The organism is Hymenobacter arizonensis, from assembly GCF_900115775.1.
Taxonomy (GTDB): domain Bacteria; phylum Bacteroidota; class Bacteroidia; order Cytophagales; family Hymenobacteraceae; genus Hymenobacter; species Hymenobacter arizonensis.
The window spans coordinates 1,113,469-1,129,434 of sequence record NZ_FOXS01000001.1; the positions used below are offsets into that span (position 1 = coordinate 1,113,469).

General features: G+C 60.9%; 17 protein-coding genes. 11 read left to right on the forward strand and 6 right to left on the reverse strand.

Features of this window, described 5'->3' with window-relative positions:
• Positions 1-28: 28 nt before the first annotated feature.
• Complete coding sequence (locus tag BMZ66_RS04630; RefSeq protein WP_092669413.1) at positions 29-478, reverse strand: hypothetical protein; 450 nt, start codon at positions 476-478, stop codon at positions 29-31.
• A gap of 479 nt (positions 479-957) precedes the next feature.
• Here BMZ66_RS04630 and BMZ66_RS04635 point away from each other — a divergent pair, with 479 nt between their 5' ends.
• From BMZ66_RS04635 to BMZ66_RS04665, 6 genes are all read left to right on the forward strand, one after another.
• Positions 958-1,545, forward strand: a complete 588-nt coding sequence (locus BMZ66_RS04635) for a hypothetical protein (RefSeq protein ID WP_143080052.1) — start codon at positions 958-960, stop codon at positions 1,543-1,545.
• Positions 1,545-2,171, forward strand: a complete 627-nt coding sequence (locus BMZ66_RS04640; RefSeq protein WP_143080053.1) for a helix-turn-helix domain-containing protein — start codon at positions 1,545-1,547, stop codon at positions 2,169-2,171. Before BMZ66_RS04635 ends, BMZ66_RS04640 begins: the two co-directional genes overlap by 1 nt.
• Positions 2,172-2,445: 274 nt before the next feature.
• Entirely contained in the window at positions 2,446-2,700 is a 255-nt protein-coding gene (locus tag BMZ66_RS04650; RefSeq protein ID WP_092669417.1) for a hypothetical protein, read from the forward strand.
• A 52-nt stretch (positions 2,701-2,752) separates the two neighbouring features.
• Complete coding sequence (locus tag BMZ66_RS04655) at positions 2,753-3,574, forward strand: META domain-containing protein (RefSeq protein WP_092669433.1); 822 nt, start codon at positions 2,753-2,755, stop codon at positions 3,572-3,574.
• A gap of 229 nt (positions 3,575-3,803) precedes the next feature.
• Positions 3,804-4,301 (forward strand): META domain-containing protein, encoded by a 498-nt coding sequence (locus BMZ66_RS04660; RefSeq protein ID WP_177204595.1) that lies wholly within the window; start codon positions 3,804-3,806, stop codon positions 4,299-4,301.
• Between the two features lie 427 nt (positions 4,302-4,728).
• On the forward strand, positions 4,729-5,676 hold the full coding sequence (locus BMZ66_RS04665; protein ID WP_092669438.1) for a ketopantoate reductase family protein: 948 nt from the start codon (positions 4,729-4,731) through the stop codon (positions 5,674-5,676).
• A 12-nt stretch (positions 5,677-5,688) separates the two neighbouring features.
• Here BMZ66_RS04665 and BMZ66_RS04670 read toward each other — a convergent pair whose 3' ends face one another.
• Entirely contained in the window at positions 5,689-6,642 is a 954-nt protein-coding gene (locus tag BMZ66_RS04670; protein WP_092669439.1) for an alpha/beta hydrolase, read from the reverse strand.
• A 125-nt stretch (positions 6,643-6,767) separates the two neighbouring features.
• On the opposite strand from BMZ66_RS04670, the gene BMZ66_RS04675 reads away from it, so the two are divergent.
• The 3 genes from BMZ66_RS04675 to BMZ66_RS04685 all read left to right on the forward strand — a co-directional run bounded on the left by BMZ66_RS04675 (position 6,768) and on the right by BMZ66_RS04685 (position 8,532).
• Positions 6,768-7,211, forward strand: coding sequence for a DUF1810 domain-containing protein (locus BMZ66_RS04675; RefSeq protein ID WP_092669440.1), 444 nt, complete (start codon positions 6,768-6,770; stop codon positions 7,209-7,211).
• Positions 7,212-7,256: 45 nt separating this feature from the next.
• Positions 7,257-7,805, forward strand: coding sequence for a GNAT family N-acetyltransferase (locus BMZ66_RS04680; RefSeq protein ID WP_092669441.1), 549 nt, complete (start codon positions 7,257-7,259; stop codon positions 7,803-7,805).
• Between the two features lie 250 nt (positions 7,806-8,055).
• Positions 8,056-8,532 carry a hypothetical protein gene (locus BMZ66_RS04685; RefSeq protein WP_092669442.1) on the forward strand — a complete coding sequence of 159 codons (477 nt, stop codon included), beginning with the start codon at positions 8,056-8,058 and terminating at the stop codon, positions 8,530-8,532.
• A gap of 78 nt (positions 8,533-8,610) precedes the next feature.
• Here the strand turns inward: BMZ66_RS04685 and BMZ66_RS04690 are convergent, their stop codons facing one another.
• Both BMZ66_RS04690 and BMZ66_RS04695 read right to left on the reverse strand, forming a co-directional pair.
• On the reverse strand, positions 8,611-9,684 hold the full coding sequence (locus BMZ66_RS04690; protein ID WP_092669444.1) for a DNA polymerase beta superfamily protein: 1,074 nt from the start codon (positions 9,682-9,684) through the stop codon (positions 8,611-8,613).
• Positions 9,685-9,756: 72 nt separating this feature from the next.
• Complete coding sequence (locus BMZ66_RS04695) at positions 9,757-10,512, reverse strand: nucleotidyltransferase domain-containing protein (protein WP_092669446.1); 756 nt, start codon at positions 10,510-10,512, stop codon at positions 9,757-9,759.
• Between the two features lie 185 nt (positions 10,513-10,697).
• Between BMZ66_RS04695 and BMZ66_RS04700 the strand changes: the two genes are divergently transcribed.
• Positions 10,698-12,041, forward strand: coding sequence for a hypothetical protein (locus BMZ66_RS04700; RefSeq protein WP_092669448.1), 1,344 nt, complete (start codon positions 10,698-10,700; stop codon positions 12,039-12,041).
• A gap of 252 nt (positions 12,042-12,293) precedes the next feature.
• Entirely contained in the window at positions 12,294-14,033 is a 1,740-nt protein-coding gene (locus BMZ66_RS04705; RefSeq protein ID WP_092669450.1) for a M28 family metallopeptidase, read from the forward strand.
• A gap of 12 nt (positions 14,034-14,045) precedes the next feature.
• On the opposite strand, the gene BMZ66_RS04710 is transcribed toward BMZ66_RS04705, so the two are convergent.
• Complete coding sequence (locus BMZ66_RS04710) at positions 14,046-15,101, reverse strand: SDR family oxidoreductase (protein ID WP_092669452.1); 1,056 nt, start codon at positions 15,099-15,101, stop codon at positions 14,046-14,048.
• Between the two features lie 59 nt (positions 15,102-15,160).
• Positions 15,161-15,949, reverse strand: coding sequence for an NIPSNAP family protein (locus BMZ66_RS04715; protein WP_092669453.1), 789 nt, complete (start codon positions 15,947-15,949; stop codon positions 15,161-15,163).
• Between the last annotated feature and the right edge of the window lie 17 nt (positions 15,950-15,966).

A 15,966-nucleotide genomic window follows, 5' to 3' on the forward strand; every position in this document is an offset into this window, starting at 1 on the left:
CGGAAGGGCCACGGGCCGGAAGACTACCCTAGCGGCTGCCGAACAAGACGTCCTTGTTGCGCAACCACAAAGCCCGGTCGACCAGCTCGGTTGATTTCTTACTGAACCGGAGGCTGCCGATGTTGAGGCCGACGCCGACCACCAGCAGGGCAATGCCGCCGAACTGCTCGTTTTTGCGCAGCACCGCGCTGCCCACCAGCGCCGCCACGGCCCCCACGCTCAGCAGCCGGCTCACGGCCCGGTCGTGCCGGCCCTGCTGGTAGAGGTCGCTGGTTACACCGGGGGCAAACTCGGTTTTCAGCTTGCGGAAGGGCAGCTGCTTGCCGCCCATGATGTACTTGTCGCCGTAGCCATAAATGGTTCGGGTGTCATATACCCGCAGCAGCGAATCGCGAGATTGCGCCTGCGCGGCCGGGGAAAACACTCCCAGCCACAGGGGGAGCGTGGCCAACAAAAAGAGCTTCAATCGGGTGGTCATGGCGGAAGATGATTGGACGGTAAGTGAAAAGACGACGGCCCCGGGGAGGGCCAGCCGAGTGCCCCATTCCGAAAAAGTGGCGCCGAACCAGCCCGGCTGCCGCCGCGCCGCTAGCTGGCCCGAAAGGCTCGTTCGCAATAGTAAACGGGGCCGGTCCGGGCACCAAGCCGGGAGCCGGCCAACCTGTTGCACTTTGTAAAATGTGACAGCAAACCACCGCTAGGCGGCCGTTTTGAGGCCGGTGATGGCCCCGGCGCTGTCGGCGAGGTGGCCGGCCCTGCCGCTACTGGCCACGGCTCGGGCTGTTTCAGATAGCGCTTTGGCAGGTCCTTCTTTTGGAAAAAAGGCCAGACAAAAACAGCTGGCGCAAAACATTTATCTTGCAGTGCCTGTGCTTTATAGGAGAGTGTACTGCCGCCTGCTGGGTCCTGGTTCGCAAACGGTCTGCCGGATACTTGCTGCTCTACCGTCGAGTCCGTATGATACCATCACTACCCATGATGCCCTACGCCGAGCCGCTGACGCTGCTCATGTTCCTGAGTGCCTTCATTGGTACGCTGGTGAGCTTCATTCTGGCGTTCGTCAACCCGGTGCCGCGCCACGCCAGCCGCCTGCTGAGCGTGTCCCTGTTCAGCGTGGCTCTGTTTGCCCTCACCAGCGCGCTGCTCATCAACCACTCCATCTTCCTGGTGCCGCACCTGTTCCGGCTCAACATGCCGCTGCACTACTTGGTGGCGCCCTGCGCCTACCTCTACGTGCGGGCGGTGCTGCAGCAGGAAGCCCGGTTTCGCCGCCTCGACTGGCTGCATTTTGTTCCGTTTGGCCTGCATGCGCTGGAGCTGCTGCCCTTTCTGCTCCACAGCGCCGCCTACAAGCATGAGTACCTACAGCTGCTGCTAGTCGACATTGCCGGCGTCACGAAGCAGCAGGAAGGCCTGCTGCCCGGCTACTACCACCCCGTACTGAAGTTCGTCCTTGGCACTAGCTACGTACTGCTCCAGTGGCGGCTGCTGTGGCGGTTTGGCCAGACAGGGCGCAAGGCCCGGCACCGGAAAACCACGCCCTAGTGCGCTGGCTGTGGGTGTTCACGGGGCTCAACACCCTCCTCTACCCGCCGGTGCTGCTGGCCATGCTGCTGCCGTTCAGCACGGCCTACACCACCATTTTCACCGTGTGCGTGTTGGGCCTCTACCTACTCACGGCCTCCACCCTGCTGCTGCTGCGGCCACAGGTGCTGTATGGCATACGTAGCCCGCAGCTCTCCGGCGACGAGGCGTTGCTACTGCCCCTCCCTGCCCCTGCTAAACCAGAAGACGCAAGCCGGGCCTATAGCCTGAGCGAGGAGAAGAAGCAGGAGTACCGCGCCCGAATTGAGGCGCACATGCTGCAGCAGCCCTTCCGACGCAAGGGGTACGGCATCAAGGACTTGGCCGAGGAAACCGCTATTCCGCCGCATCACCTGTCGGCCTTCATCAACCAAGAATACCGGATGAACTTCAGCGATTTCATCAACCGCCAGCGGGTGAACTACATCAAGGAGCGCATGGCCCAGCTCGACTGGCGCCAGCTGACGTTGGAGGGGCTGGCCCTGGAGGCGGGCTTTGGCAACCGGACCACCTTCTTCCGCGCTTTCGTGAAGCTCACCGGCAGCACCCCCTCCGAGTACCAGGCCCAAGTCGCCGCGTCTTCCTAAAAACCGCCGCTGTGCCGGGGCGTGCTGGTAGCTACTTGCTGTTACATTTTAGGAAATGTGACGCGTTTGCCCAACGGGCAGTTTGTGGCAGGTAAGCAAGCCGCGTAGTTTTATCGAAAGCAAAACGCTCGACCGTTTGGGCTGGCTCTTGAGCTGCTGCGCGCCGGCCGGACCTTCGAGGCGGATAACAATGCTGGCCGTCCGTGCCTCGGGCAACGCAAGCCAGTGAAGACGAAGCAGCCAGGTGTTGGCGAGCGGGTTTGCCAGTACGGCCATGCCATTCCTCGAAGACTTCAACCAGCTCCCGCCCGCGGCGCAGCTCCTCTACATTTGGGAGCACGGCTACTACCTAGCCGCACGGCCAGCCGAGGGAACGGGGCTGGTGAAGCTGTATCAGACCGGAGCGTTGTTTGTCGAAATCCATTTTAAAAACCCTTCCGATTTCGAAATCCTGCGCGCTTTCCACGACCCCGTGCATTTGCAGCCCTACCTGGACCAGATTGACCTCAACGGCCTGCTTCGCCCATAAGTAAACCGTCGGCGCACCTCTGCACCACCACCATCCGCTTACAAGCCGGTTTATGCAGCTGTACGCACTTTTATTTGCCCTGAGCTTATGGCTGAGTGCCTGCACCGCGGCACGGCCGGAAAGCACCGCGCCTCCGGCCGCTGGCCCCAGCAGCGGACCGCACGTCCCGGAAACTACCGAGCCCCCAAATCCCTGGGACGCGCTGCGCCTCCGCGGCGTTGAGTTCGTAGCGATGGGCAGCGAGCCGTTCTGGTCGCTGGAACTAACCAATCAAGAGGCCCTGCGTTTTCGCACCGTGGCCAGCGGCGACTCCCTGGTAGTGCCCCTCCCCACCGCCAGCCAGGCCCAAGACGCCAATGTGCTGCGCTACCGCGCCCTCACCCCCGCCGGTGAGCTGACCGTGACCATCGCGCAGCGCCCCTGCCCGAATGCCATGTCGGGTGAGGTGCTGCCCTACACCGTCACGGTGCAGGCCCGGACAGCCGCCGAGCCGGCCAGCCGCGAATTTGCCGGCTGCGGCCGCTACCTCGGCGACTACCGCCTGCACGACCTCTGGGCCCTGGAATTCATTGACGGGCAAGCCGTGACCGCCGCGCAGTTTGCCCAGCGCAAGCCGTACCTGGAGCTGAACCTGACCCGCGAGGAAGTCCTGGGGTTCAGCGGCTGCAACGATTTCAGCGGCTCGCTCTCGCCGGAGCGGGCCGGCCTGCGGTTCGGCACCATGCGTGGCACCATGCTTGCCTGTCCGGCCCTGGCCTTCGAGCAAAAGTTTCGGGCCGCCCTCTCCGGCCAGGCCTTCACCTACCGGCTCGAAAACCGCCGCCTGACGCTGGAAAACCGGGTTAACACGCTTGTTTTTAGAAAATTTGATTAATGCGCTGACTTATACTCATCGCGCAGTGGCATGCGAAAATCTACTATCGGAGGTAGCGACGCAACAGGTTGCGTCTCGTCGTTGAACGGCTGTTGAACGACTTGACTGGAACAACTCAACGGCGCGGAGCCGGAGACGCAAAATGTTGCGTCTCTACCCCGTTCTCGCAAACCAATCCCTGACCAGTTTATCATACCTCAACCCATCAAGCCTTAACCTTCTTTCCCTCATGCTGACCAAAATCCTTCTACTGAACACCGCGCTGCTGGCCGCAGCCTGCCAGGCCACCAACCCCACCGCAAATTCGGCGGCTCAGCCGAGCGCCGACCCGGCTTCTCCCGCAGCGGAGCCGCCGGGCGGGGGCAGCGAGAAGCTGTTTGCGCACCGCTGGGCCTTGACGGAGGCCGCAGGCCAGCCTGTCGCGCCCACCGGCGACGCCAGCGAAGCGCACCTGCTTTTCTTCCCGCCGAGCCGCGTAACCGGTTCCACGGGCTGCAACCGCCTCACCGGCTCCTTCGAGCTGACGGGCGGCGGCCAGGTAAAATTTTCGCCCCTGGGTACCACCCGCATGATGTGCCCCGAGCCGGCCGCCGCTGGCGAAACCCGCTTTGTGCAGGCCATGGCCACGGTGAAGTCCTACTACGTGACCGATGAGGCCCTGGAGCTGCGCGACGGCACCACCGTTGTGGCCCGCTTCCGCGCCACCCCGGCAAGTCCAGAAAAATAACCCGGCCGGGCAAAAGTAGCCCCAACTGCCACCTGACCATTACCGAAACAGGATGAAGACAACTTGAAGCGCCCTGCACTCAGCAACCTTAACTGTTGATTTTGAGCAGCATGGTTTTGCGGGCGCCCCTGTGGCCTCGCACGTTGCGCCAGCGCAAGCTGTGGTGATAAATGAGCCCCCTGAACACCGGCTCGGCGGTGCCCTGGCGGTTCCGGCTTTTCCATTGCCCCGCGCCGGGGCGCTGAGGCTCCCACCCTCGGCGGCCCGTGGCGTAGTAGATGGTTTTGGTGAGTTGTTATACTAGGTTTGCGAGAACAGGGTAGAGACGCAACATCTTGCGTCTCCGGGACCGCGCCGTTGAGTTGTCCCATTCACGTCGTTCAACGACGAGACGCAACATTTCGCGATGAGTATAAGAGTAAAAACAATGATAGAAGCTACTGACATAGCCGTCGTAGGACTAGGCGGTGTAGGCGGGTATTTTGGCTTCAAGCTAGCGCAGCACTACGCCAACAACCCGGCTGCCAGGGTCACCTTCGTGGCCCGGGGCGCCACCTATGCCACCGTGCAAGCCGAAGGCCTGACCTTGCTCTCGGCCGAGCATGCCCAGAGCAAGGTCAGGCCAGCCACGCTCCTGGACAGCGTCTCGGCGCTTGGCGAAGCCGACCTGCTGCTTATCTGCGTGAAGGAATACGACTTAGAGGCGGTGTGCCGGGAGCTGCAGCCCCGGCTTGCTGCCGGCGCGGTCCTGCTGCCCCTGATGAACGGGGTGGACATTTACGACCGCATCCGCCGGATTATTCCCCAGGCCATCATCTTGCCGGCCTGTGTGTACGTGGCCTCCCACATCAAGGAAAAGGCCGTGGTGGAGCACAAAGGCAACCCGGGCAAAATCATCGCCGGGCAAGACCCTCAGCACCCCGATTTTGACCCACGCCCTGTGGTTTCGCTGCTGGCCGAAGCCGGAATTAACATTGAATACCAACCAGATGCCTTTCCGGCCATCTGGACCAAGTTCTTCTTCATCGCCAGCTTCGGTCTGGTGTCCGCTCGGTACAACAAGCCCATTGGGCAGGTGCTCGAAGAGCCGGAGCTACGCGAGCGAGCCCGGCGCCTGATGCTGGAAATAGCGGCCATTGCCCGCGCCAAAAACATCGCGCTGCCGGCCGAAATCGTCGACCAAACCTTTCAAAAAGCCGCCACCTTTCCCTACCACACCCCCACGTCGCTGCAGCTAGATGTTCAGTCCGGCAAGCCCCAGACCGAGCTGGAGCTGTTTGCCGGCGCCCTTCTGGCTTACGGAGCCGACTTGGGCCTTCCCGTAGTGGAAACCCATCGCATCTACACCGAAATCAAAGCCCTAATCCCTGCCTAAACCCACCGCGCATTATTCACCCAGACTGGTGGCCAGCCAGGCAAATAGCTCGCGGTAGGCTTGCTCCCGCGCTGGCTGGCGCGAGAGCATCAGGTCGTGCATGCCGCCGGCGATGGCCCGAACGGTGACGTGCGTTCCCAAACCGGGAGCCAGCATTTGCATGTCGCGCACGTTGAGCACGCCATCGGCCTGGAAGTACTCTTCGCTCCAGCCCCGGGCCTGCACCGTGCGGTCGGCGTGCAGCACCAGCACGGGAATTTGCAGGCCCAGGCCGCGCCGGATGCGCCGGTGGCCTTCGGCAATGGCCCCGAGCCAGCCCACGTTCACGGGGAACACTTCCACGGGCTTCCAGGGCAGGTGGTAGTCCCACTCGCCGCGGTGCTGCCGGTGCAGGCTTTCGCCGTAGGTGGTGAGGCGGGTGCCCGGAATGACTACGTCGGGGGCAAAGCGGCCCATGGCAGCCAGCGACATGGCCAGATGCCGGACCCCGCGGGGCAAGTGCATGGCCAGGAACGGGCTGTTGAGGAACAGCGCCGACACGGCGGCCCGGCCTTGGCCCTCGCGGGCATAAAGCGCCGTGACCAGCCCGCCGGTGGAGTGGCCACTCAGCAGCACCGCGCGGTAGCCTTCGGCCCGCACCACGGCCAGGGCTGCGTCCAGGTCGGCGAAGTACTCGCGCAGGTCGCGCACGTTGTTGGGGCGCTGGTGCGGCTGCCAGGAGCGGCCGTACTTGCGCAGGTCAAGGGCGTAAAAATGGTAGCCGTGCTCGTGGTAGCGCTCGGCCATTTCGCGCTGAAAGAAGTAGTCGTTGAACCCGTGCACGTACAGCACGGCCCGGGAAGCCGGGCGGGTGGGCCGCCGCCGCACCAGCGTGCTGTGCACCGGCCCTTCGTAGTCGGGTAGCTGCGGCAGAACTTGCTGCTCAAAATCGGGGCCGAGAATATCGGGTTGGTAGGAAGAAGTCATAACTCGGGTAAGAATCCGTATTAAACGGAGAAGGCCAAACCTTGGCTTTTCGTTTCCGCCAAAGCGCTGTTTGGGGCCTGCTCCGCTGCGTTCGCCTTTTTGTCGGCTCCCGCCGTAGAAGCGCTATGAGCCAAGAAACCTCTCTGCAGCGATTCATCGACGCCCAGGCCACCTCCTACCCGGTGGCCTTAGCCGAAATTCAACGGGGCCGCAAGCAAAGCCACTGGATGTGGTACATCTTCCCGCAGCTCCGAGGGCTGGGCGTCAGCTCCACGGCCCAGCACTACGGCATTGAGGGCCAGCCAGAAGCTCAGGCCTACGCCCAGCACCCCGTGTTGGGGCCCCGGCTGGTTAGCATCAGCGAGGCGCTGCTGGCGCTGGCCGATAACAACGCCACCCGCATCCTGGGCAGCCCCGACGACATGAAGCTGAAGTCGTGCATGACCTTATTTGCGGCCTTGCCCCAGGCCCATCCGGTCTTCCAACAGGTTCTCGACAAGTTTTATCAGGGGCGGCCCGATGAGCACACCCAGCGGCTGCTCGGCCCGAGCGCCTCGGGCAATGCTTGATGCACTGGGAGCGCACTGCATCTTTGCAAAAACCTCCCCTGCCCTATGATTACCCTTGTCCCTCTGCTTCCGGAAAACGTGGTTTGCTTCTACCGGTGGTTGCGCGACAAGCAAGTCATCGAATATTCCATGTCTGTTTTCGCCACCCTCCGCACCGAGGAGGATATTGACCACTGGTATGCCGCTACGCTGCAGGACAAAAAGAGCATCAACCTGGGCATTTACCTGCAAGAAACCAACGAGTTGATTGGCTACGCCGGCATATCCAGCCTTTCGCAGGTCAACCAATCGGGAGAATATTTTATTCTGCTTGGCGAGAAAGCCTACTGGGGCCGGGGCATCGGCACCGAAGTCACGCGGCAGGTTTTGGCGCTGGGCTTTGCGGTGCACGGCCTCAACAGAATCATGCTCACGGTGTCGGAGCCCAACGTGGGCGGGCTGAAGGCTTATGCGAAGGCGGGGTTTGTGGTGGAAGGCCGCTTGCGGAAAGCTTGCTTCCGGAATAAGGAGTTTCACGATAAAATTCTCATGTCGGTTCTGCAGTCTGAATGGCAAAGCCAGCTGGCCGCAGCAGGCCTGACGGTGCCGGGCTAAGCATATTAATTCTGTGCCCTTGCGCTTTGCTAGCTGATATGAGGCCGCGGCGCGCTCTTTTGCTGCCTTGGCAACCCTCTTTTACTCCTTTCCTCGGGTGAATCTGGCAGCGGCCAATGCCAGACAACGCAATTATTATAAAATAAATACGATATTTACTTTTTATAATAATTCAGCACATGCTACTCAGCCTTTTGTTAGGCTCATCCGTAGCAGTGCTGTTCACCTTAGTTTAATCTTATCCCTGACCATGCGCTACGCCTACCTTTTACCACTAGCCCTGCTGATGAGCTGCGCTGCAACCGAACAGCCCGCTTCCGAAACACCTGGCACTTCATCACCCATTTCATCGTCCTCGAAAGTGGACCGGGCGTTCGACGTGCCCGCGCTGCTGGGCATGAATGCCGACCAAATAGCCCGGCCCCTCACCGGCCAAACAATCCGGCCCGACCACGACCGCACCCCGCGTGAATCGTCCATGGGTGGTACCGAAGCCCTTTACACCTACTGGCGCGACACGACGGCCCTGGTGGTCAGCTACGACCCAGCCACGCTGCATGTAAACAGCTATTTCATCAAAACCAAGCACGCTCTCACGCCCGACTACACCACCCTGCTCCAGCTGGCCAACGTCAGCAAATACGACAAGCGTTGGAACATCGAGCCCATCGCCTCCGTGAACAACCCGCAGATGTACACGGGCGTGAAGCTGGTGCCCAAACAGTAGGCAGCGGCGCCAGAAGCAGGGCCACTGAAGTATCGGACGAAGACCCAAATACCTCAGGGAACGACCGTGCTAATTCGGCTAATGCATCGCATAAAAGGCCTTGCGTACCTGGCGCAGCAGCTGTTCAGCATGCTCCTTATCAGGTGCTTCCCGCAACCCCGACCCGGCAAACGCCGCCTCCACGCGCTCCACCAGCTGCTCGGCTTCGGCCACTAGCTCGTCGTACTCAAACTCGCCCCGCCGAATTTGCAGCAGAAATTCCCGATTGGGGCGCCGCACGTTGAGTTCGCCGGTGGCGGCAATTTCTTCGGCCATTTGCAGCAGCCGAAAGACGTGCAGCATGTTTTTGGCGTCGTAGTTTTTGCCGTGCTGCACGGTGTTTTCGTAACGCTCGGTGTTGCGTTTAGCCACCCATTCCCAGTACTCCCGAAACACGCGGCAGTAGGTGCTGTAGCCGTTGCGGTTGAACGACAGATATGCCACCGGCTCCTCCCCTTTCGGCACGGCCGATAACAGAACATCCTGCGAGGTTTCGGGGTCGCGCACGAGGCCGCGGTAGCCGTGCTGCCGGCCGGGGGTCGCATCGACAAAAAGGGCGTACAAGTCGGTCAGGTGGGGCACGTTGGCCAGGCCGCACTGGGAGGCTTCCAGCCCTTTGCGCGCTAGCCACGCCGCCACTGGCTGTGCCCCGGCACCGGCCGTGACGTAGCAGAAATCCAGCACCGACTTGCGGGCCGGCGGCTCGGGGTGGTTGATTTTCTTGTTCAGGCCTTTGGCTTTGCGAATTTGGGCTACGGCGTATTCAGCGAAGCTTTGGCGGCAGAGTTTCGAAAGGAAATCTGTAGCTTGGAATTGGTCGAAAAGCGGGTGTTTGTAGACGATGCAGTCGGCCGGAGTACCGAGCAATTCCAGCACCGTAGGGTTGTTTTTCAGCAAAAGCTCCACGAAGCGGCGCAGCTCGTAGAACACTTCGTCGTTGGTTTCGTTGGCCACCTGCGGCACGTAGTCGAGCCCGTAAAACTGGTCTTCGGGCAGGATGAAAACGCCTTTCAAATCGGTATCGGAATGCGGCAGGTTGGTGCCGTAGGCGCGGCTGCCGCTCACGGCTTCGAAGAGAATAAGGCCGTGGCGGCGCAGGTCGGCAATGGTCATGCGCGAAAGTAGCGCGGACTTTTAGTCCGCGGCTGATACTTCCCTGGCTCACTCGCGGACTAAAAGTCCGCGCTACTTAAGCAGCTCCCGAAACAGCTCGTTCAACTCTTCGCCAATGGCTGCGCCCCGGGCCACCGGCACACTTTCTCGTGCTGCCTGCCCCGCTGCAAATTCCTCCTGCAGAAACGCTGCCAGCGCTGCTGGCTTTGCTACCACCGTTTTCTCATCGGCCGTGGCTTTGCGGAGCAGCAAGCCATCAACTTCCCCGGTCAGCGCCTGGGGCAGCAAAGCCCGCAACGGTTCAAACTCCATAGGTGGCAAGGCGTGGCGCTCCCGAATCCAGCGGGCCGCCAGGGCCGAGCGCAGGGCGTAAAACAGCCGTTTCAACCGCACCTGTTCTCCCGCTACATCTTCCTCAACTCCGCGCCGGAGCTGGCCTAGGTAGTGGTGCAGGCCCGCTTTCAGGTTGAAGGCATTGGGTAACAGCGGCGCTAATCGCCGGCGAAAATCAAGGGCTTCGTGGTACACCACCGGCGACTGCAGCCACTCAAACACGGAGGCGTTGGAGGCGCGGAGCAGGCGCAGGGTTTTGCGCAGCTCCCAGCCGGCCAGGTCCAGCTCGTCGTCAACCGGGAAGTTGAGCGTGTCGGGGCCTTCATCCAGGGTTAGGTACCAGTCGGCGGGGTGGCAGTATATGAAGCGCACATCGTAATCTGAATCGGGTGATGGGAAACCCCAGGCGCGGCTGCCCGATTCGCAGGCGTAGAGAATGCGGATTCCGTGGGCCGTTTCTAGCTCAGCGAGAGCCGTTTGAATGCGGGTGAGCATAGAGAAAAAAGATTAGCAAGCGCCGTCACCAGTCGGTGAGCCACAAAAGTAGCGGGAGCCGCCGCGCCGCGTTATTTTCGTAGCTCACTTTCTGGCTTGCGCACCACCACCCGCTTCATCGCCCCCAATCACCGAGCAGTCCCCTGCCCCGCTCTCGCTCCATTGACACCTCTTCTTTACTCTGCATGAAATCTCGCATTTGCTTTGCTGCGCTGTTGATTCTTTTCATCGCTACCACGCCAGTCCGGAGCCAGTCGGTTCAGGAAGAGTTGATTAAACTTTATGCAGCCGGGCAGCTCGATGCCACCATTGCGCGCGGCGAACAGGAGTTGCGGGCAGGCGGCGACCAGCCCACCGTGCGCAGCATTGTGGGCCGGGCCTACGCCGAGAAAGACGAGTTCCAAGCGGCCATTCCGTGCCTCACCCAGAGCGCGGCGTCGGCCAGTGCTGCCCCCGACGTGAAAGCGTGGAGCCAAGCCCTTCTGGGCACGTGCTACTACGGCTTGCAGGACTATGCCCGCGCCAAGGCCGCCTCGGAAGCCGCCGTAGCAACCAACGCCACCCGCAATGCCACTGCTTACGCCAACAAGCGGCTCGGCATGTTGCGCGCCCAGGAGCTGGCCACCAAGTGGCAAACCCTGGAAACAACTCATTTTCGCTTTCACTTTCAGGCGCCCAAAAACCTGAGCTCGCCAGAAGCCTTCGCGGCCATTCACGAGCAGGCCTACGAAACCAACAACCGCTTTTTTCAGGCTACGCTGCCGCGCAAGGTCGATTTTTACGTGTGGGACAACCGCGCCGACGCGCTTCAGGTGACCGGCCAGGAGCTGGGCTTTACCCAGCCCGAGCTCCTTACCATCCATGTAATGCGGGGCCAAACTCGAGGCCACGAAATAGCGCACCAGCTGATGCACTTCGGCCTGCGCCCCACCCAGCAGAAACGCCTCATCAGCGAGGGCATCGCCGTGTGCTTTGACCAAAGCGGTGCCAACCGTTTGCAGACGGCCCAGCAATACTCTAACGGCCCCGTAGACGTGTGGAAAATGTGGGAGCAACCCAACGCATTCTCCGAAAAGCAGCTGTACGCCGTGGGCGGTGCGCTGCTGGAATACCTGCTGGCCCACGCCCCCGAAGCGCAGGTGAAACAGCTGCTGCGCGAGCAAACGCCACAGCTCGGGCGGCAGCTGTTCAGCCAGCAAGTGGCCGATTTTGAAAAAGCCCTGGCGAGCAGCGGCCCCGTCCCGGCCGGCGCCTCCGTCCCCACCACCGCAGCCTCGCCTCCCGCATTTCCCGCCCCTGTGAAAGTAGAAACGGCCAAGGTTAATGCCGTGGTAGACCATAGCAACCCAGCTGATAACTACTACAACGTCCTGATTTTGTTGAATGGCATTCCGATTACGGCGCCGCAGATGAAGCAGCTCGACCCGCAAAAAATCCGGAACATTAAGGTGCTGCGCACCAAAGAAGAAATGCGGGCCTACACCGAGGTGGAGTTGAAGGCCATTATCCTGGTACTCGCGGCCAGCTAAGAAAATGGCGAGCTGGCGAGTAAAGTCATTTGAAGCTGCCTGAATTAATTAGGTCGCCGGGCTGCCGAATTGCCTGCATTGTTTGACCCGGTTTCCCTGAAGGTCCAGATGGCTACCCACTTGGCTGGTGGAGCGCGGCTGGTTGTGGGTCAAAAATGTTCCCTAAATAGGCCCAAGTGGTGCGTCAATTAGTGGCAGCTACCTACCTTGAGCCGATTAAGAACACCGCCTTCACGGTCATCCTCTTTGCTTATGTCCCTCGTCACTCCTTTGCGTGCGTTTACGTCGCGGCTATTGCCGGCCGGTGCGCTGGCCTTGTCCCTCGTTGGCTGCCAATCCAACAGCACTTCCGAAACAACGGCTACTGCAGCCACTGCCGCTGCCTCAGATACCCCGGGGGCGACCACCGACACGACCAACACAATTAAAGCCGCTGAGCTGGGGGCCTACCTCCAGGCGGTGTCGTCGGATGAGATGCAGGGCCGCAAGCCGTTTACGGTGGGCGAAGAGCGCATCACGAATTACCTGGCGGCGCAGTTCAAGCAGCTCGGTTTGCAGCCCGCGCCGAACGGCAGCTACTTCCAGTCGGTGCCGATGGTGGAAATCAGCGTTACGCCCGCCCAAACGATGCAGATTACCGGCAAGGGCCAGAAGCTGACCTTGCAGTACAAGACCGATTACGTGGTGTTTACGCAGCGCGAGCAGCCCACCGTGGCCGTTAGCAACTCGCCGCTGGTGTTTGCCGGCCACGGCGTGGTGGCCCCCGAATACGGTTGGGACGACTACGCCGGCCTCGATGTGAAGGGCAAAACCGTGGTGGTGCTCGTGAACGACCCCGGCAATGCCGTCCAGGATTCCACCCTCTTCAAAGGCAAGGCCATGACCTACTACGGCCGCTGGACCTACAAATACGAGGAAGCCGCCCGCCACGGCGCCGCCGGCATCCTCATCATCCACGACACCAAGCCCGCCGCCTACCCCTGGAGCGTGGTGCTAAGCGGCGCCGTGGGCCCCAAGCTGCGCCCCCAAACACCCGACCGCGGCGCCAGCAAGTGCGCCGTGGAAGGCTGGCTGACGCTCGACGCCGCCAAACGCCTTTTCACGGCTGCCGGCCAGAACTACGACGCCCTCTACGCCGCAGCCAACCAGCGCGGCTTCCGTCCCCAGGCCTTGGGCCTGAGCATGAGTACCAGTCTCCAAAACAAGCTCCGCCGTCAGACCTCCAAAAACGTACTGGCCGTGCTACCCGGCACCACCCGCGCCGGTGAATACATCATTTACTCGGCCCACTGGGACCATTTCGGCGTGGGCAAAACCATTGCCGGCGACTCTATCTACAACGGCGCTGTGGACGATGGCACCGGCCTGGCCGCCCTGCTTAGCATCGCCAAATCCTTTCAAACGGCCAAGGAGAAACCCGCTCGCAGCATCGTGTTTCTGGCCGTGACCGGCGAAGAGCAGGGGCTGCTGGGCTCGGCCTACTATGCCCAGCACCCGCCATTTCCGCTGGCCAAAACCGTGGCCGACCTCAACATGGACATGCTCTGGCCCTACGGCCGCATGAAGGACCTCACCGTCATCGGCTACGGGCAGTCGGAGCTGGAGGACTACGCCCGCGCCGCCGCCAAGGAGCAGGACCGGTACGTCCTCCCCGACCAAACGCCCGAAACCGGCATGTTCTACCGCTCCGACCACTTCAATTTCGCCCACGTGGGGGTGCCCTCGCTCTACGCCAGCGGCGGCTTTGAGCACCGCACCCAAGGCAAGGAATACATCGCCGAAAAGCGCCAGAATTACACCACCAACATGTACCACAAGCCCGCCGACCAGATGGACCCCACCTGGGACCTCACCGGCGTGGCCGAAGATGCCCAGCTCTACTTCCGCGTCGGCCAGCGCCTGGCCAGCGAAACCACGTTTCCGAAGTGGCGCGAAGGCTCGGAGTTTAAGGGTGCGCGGGATAAGAGCGCGGGGGAGCGACAGAGCCAGTAGCCGAGCCGCGGGCTACGGAATGATTTTTTCGGCTTTCAGGTGCTCAAACTGATTGCGGAAGGAAGTGAAGCTGTCGAGGTGCATTTCGTGGAAGCCAGCGCGGCGCAGCTTGTTCACGTCGAAAAAGGCATCGGCTTCCACGTTGAAGATGAAGTCGCCGAAGGGCCACTGGGCCAGCTCATCCAGCGTGTGGGGCTTGAGGCCGTGCCGTTGCACCATCTGCTGCCACAGCTCGGCTTTGTCTTCCATGTAATCTTTGAGCGGAAAGGTGATGGGCTCGGCGTACGCTACCCCGAAGTACTCCGCGAACCGGGGCCACAGCTGGCTCCAGCGGAAGACGTCGCCGTTGGTCACGTTGTAGATTTCCTCGCGGCACTCTTCGTGGGTGGCCACCCATTCCATCGCTTGGGCCAGCACGGTGGCATCGGTCACGTTCACCAGCACGTGGTAGGCCTGCAGGCTGCCGGGAAAGCGGAAGGGCACGTTCAGCTCCTTACACAAGCTGGCGTACACCGCAATCAGGTTGGCCAGGTTCATGGGGTTGCCCACCGCAAACCCCACCACGATGTCGGGCCGCACGGCCGTCCAGCTCCAGGCCTTGGCCGCGGATTGTTCGCGCAGGAAGTCCTCTTGGCTGTAGTAGAAGTTGGGCGGAAAGTGGCGCGGGTCGGTTTCCAGCGCGGGCGTTTTGTAGCGGCCCAGGTGGGCGCCGTAGGCCTTGCCGCCCTGAATGAAGGTGAGGTGGCGGAAGCCGGGGGCCACTTCTTCCAGGCCCGTTACTAAGTTGCGCAGCAGCGCCAGGTTTACCTGCGTTTGGGCAGCCAGGGTTTTGCCCTCGATGTAGGCTGCATAAATCACGTGGGTGACTTCCCGCAGCTGCTCGGCCTGTTGGGCTACGGCCTGCTCGTCCAGCAAATCGAGCTGCACATACCGGGCGGGCGTCTCATAGTCAAGGGGCGAAGACGAGGTAACGATGACATTCCACTGGCCAGTGGAGTGCAGGTAGCTAACCGCGTTGCGGCCGATGATGCCGTTGCCGCCAACTACCAAAATAGTGTTTGTGGGCATAGTAAACCCCGAGACGGGTGATTTATAAGAAGTAATTGTGGTAGCGCAACTCTATTTATTTACAGCGCCGAATAATCAGTCGGCCGCAGGAAGGTGATGTCGATGTGCGACACGTTGTTTTGGTATTCGGGCAGTGCGGACAGCTTCTTCCATTCGGCGTCGCTGCCGAAGGCTTTCCAGTGGGCTTCCCGGGCGGACATGTTGGCGAAAGAAGTCATGTACATCAGGTTTGGCATTTTCGAACCAAAGACAACTTCGCCGTAGAAAATGGCATTGAAACCTAGCCGGGAGAACAGTTTAATTTCTCCGCCTGCGTTGAACATCTGCACCTTGTTGCGGAATATTTTCTCGCTGGCTCCCTCGTAGCTGCGCAACTCATACACCCGCTCGTTTTTGGGTGCGTCGAGCTTTGGAGATGCCAAACTTGTCATCTCCTCGAAGGGCTTGATGAACACTGTTTCCAGACGGGTATAAGCGGGGTTTTTATACGCCGCATTCACGTAGGCGCCGCCAGCAGCCAGCAGTTTTGCCGCAGTTTCCTTGCCTACTTTCTCCCACTGCTTTAAGGATGCGTAAGGAGTTAAGACGTAGATTCTTCTATCGGCGGCCGTGTCATTACCAATTGGTTTAAACACGCCAATTTCGGCAATACCTGCGGTGCGCATCGCCGGCATGTATTGTCGCTGCAGGAAACTATCTATTAACGCTTCCTGCCGGCTGGTTTTAATATGGTAAACCTTGAGTTCCATGTAAGCAGGCCGCGTAACTAGAACAGTAGCTGCAGCACTCCCCCTACCCATCCAAACGCTAAAGAGAATTGTAAAAATTAGAAAGTGAAGCCGCTTCATGGAGGAGAAATAATAAG